1 protein-coding gene and 1 pseudogene are annotated in these 2,494 nt (G+C 52.8%); one reads left to right on the forward strand and one right to left on the reverse strand.

Translation table 11 applies throughout. The annotated features are described in order from the left end of the window. On the reverse strand, positions 1-174 hold a 174-nt coding region (locus tag ACTBDZ_RS16975), incomplete at its 3' end, for a transposase (RefSeq protein WP_438816170.1). 132 nt (positions 175-306) lie between these two features. Between ACTBDZ_RS16975 and lapD the strand changes: the two are divergent. Next, a pseudogene (gene lapD, locus ACTBDZ_RS16980) lies at positions 307-2,271 on the forward strand (cyclic di-GMP receptor LapD). Positions 2,272-2,494: the final 223 nt, after the last annotated feature.

Here is a 2,494-nt window from a genome sequence, read left to right on the forward strand (position 1 = left end):
TGTGGTGATGGCCATATCTGAGTAGTGGAGCGGTCGTCCACGCCGTTCAGTAGTCGTTTTTTCCGTCCATGCAGCAATGGCTGATTCATCTAGCCATACGGTTAGAGAACCGCGCTGCTTGAGGGCATTGTTATAGGAGGGCCAGTTAGTGATTTTAAAATTTTGTTTTGCCATGGAGACCTGATTTTGAAACAACTATGGTGATCTGATCCGATGATTACCCAAACTTTCTATTTATTCAACAAAGCCGATGTATTGACCAAAATGCGGGCCGAAGGTTTTTCTCTTGAAGAGTAGGATTAGGCTATGTCTCTATACAAACAACTTTTGATAGCCATCTGCTTATTCGTGCTGGTTATTTTTAGCGGCAGTTTTTTTGTCAGTCTGGAAAATTCACGCGAGCAGTCGAATAACCAATTGCAATCCCACGCGCAGGATGCCGCCACAGCACTCGGATTATCGCTAACGCCCAATATCGACGATCCGGCCATGGTGGAATTAATGGTCAGCTCGATTTTTGATAGCGGCTATTTTTCCAGCATTCGGGTGCGTGATATTAAAACCGGCAATGTCACGCTGGAACGCATCGCCTCGCCAGAAATTCCTAATGTTCCGGCCTGGTTTGTGCGGCTGGTCAATCTGACGCCGGGCAATGGCGAGGCCATCGTGATGCGTGGGTGGGAGCAGGCAGCAAAAGTAGAAGTGGTCAGCCACCCGATGTTCGCCATTACCCGTCTGTGGCAAAGCACCTCCGCCGGGGCTTTATGGCTGTTGGGCTGCGCGGCGTTCGGCTTACTGATTGGCGCGCTGCTGCTGCGCCGCCAGTTGCGCCCCTTGAACTACATGGTGAAACAGTCGTTGGCGATCACCCGCCGTGAGTACCTCACCCAGCCGGATCTGCCCAGCACTCCCGAATTCCGCCGCGTGGCACAGGCCATGAACCTGATGGTCAGCAAGCTGAAGATGCTGTTTGAGGAAGAGGCTGAGCGAAGTGAACGCTTACGTCAAGAAGCCTATCAGGATCCACAAACCGGTCTGCCTAACCGTCGTGCCTTTGAGATGCAGTTCAATGACAAAAGCAGCGATGAAGAGACACCGCCGGGTTATCTCATCATGATTCGCATACAGGATCTTGCAGGTCTCAACCAACGGCTCGGCGGCCAACGCACCGATTCGCTGCTGGAAACCATGGCGAAAATGATGCGTACCGCGCAAAAGCTCTATGCCGAACAGGAGAGCGTACTGGCACGTTTGCGTGGCGGTGAATTTGCCCTGTTGTGCCCCGGCATGGCAGAAAAAGAAGCGCACACTCTGGTCGTCGCACTTTCACACAACCTGGAGTCACTCGCGTTAACGGGCGAGATCGACAGTTCACCCGTTGCCGCATTGGGCATGGTGCCGTTCAAGCATGGCGATAGCCTGAAATCGCTGTTGATACAGGGTGACCACGCGCTCACGCGGGCAGAAAGCTCCCCGCTGCATCATGCGCCGCTGGCGGAAAATGAAGCCAATTCACCGGCAGAAGCCGATCGCCACCTGTGATTTAATCGCCTGGATACCCTGCTGAATGAGGAACGCCTGCAACTGTTCTTCCAGCCGGTTTGCCGCTGCGCCCCTCCCGGTGATGTTCTTCATCATAAGGTACTGGCGCGTATCAACGATGAGCAGGGCAACAGCATCGCTGCGGGATTTTTCCTCCCCTGGATACAGCGCTTCGGCTGGAATGCCCGGTTAGATCAGGTGATGGTAAAACAAACATTGGATTATCTGTCGCGCAACTCCGGCACGCTGGCGCTGAGTCTGTCGGGCAGTACCGTGCTGGATTTAAACCTGCTGACGCAAATGCTGGCACCGCTTAAGGGCCATCCCGAGCGGGCGCGCAGAGTGATCCTTGAGCTGGATGAAAACCAGTTGCCGGAAACCCATCATCTTGAAGCGCTGATCGCATTACTCGGCGAATACGGTTGCCAACTGGGACTACAGCACTTCGGCGGGCGCTTTAACCTGATAGGTAATCTGGCGCAATGGGGGCTTGCTTACCTGAAAATTGATGGCAGCTACATTCGCAATATCGATCGGGAAAACGATAAAAAGGTGTTTATTGAAGCCCTTTATCGCACCGCCAACAGCATCGATTTGCCGCTGATCGCTGAGCGTGTAGAAACCGAGGGTGAACTGGATACGCTGCGCGGCATGGGGCTACAGGGTGCTATGGGGCGTTTTCTGGGAGAACCGTTTCCCGCGCCAGATAACACACTGTTGCTGAAATAGTGTTTAAGGGCGTTAATAGTAATAGTGCGTGCAGACAAGCTTGCCTGCACGCACCTGAGAGAGAAAAGCGCAGCGACTGAGACTTAAAACATCGTCTCATCTGTATTAGTCGCGACTTGATCTGACACTGGACCTTGCAAGGTTGAGAGTTACCGGTTTTGATATGGGTGTCCAATCCTTATACAAAACACGAGGTAACTCTCATGATTCATACTAACAATCC

It is taken from the genome of Symbiopectobacterium sp., from assembly GCF_051710365.1.
GTDB lineage: Bacteria > Pseudomonadota > Gammaproteobacteria > Enterobacterales > Enterobacteriaceae > Symbiopectobacterium.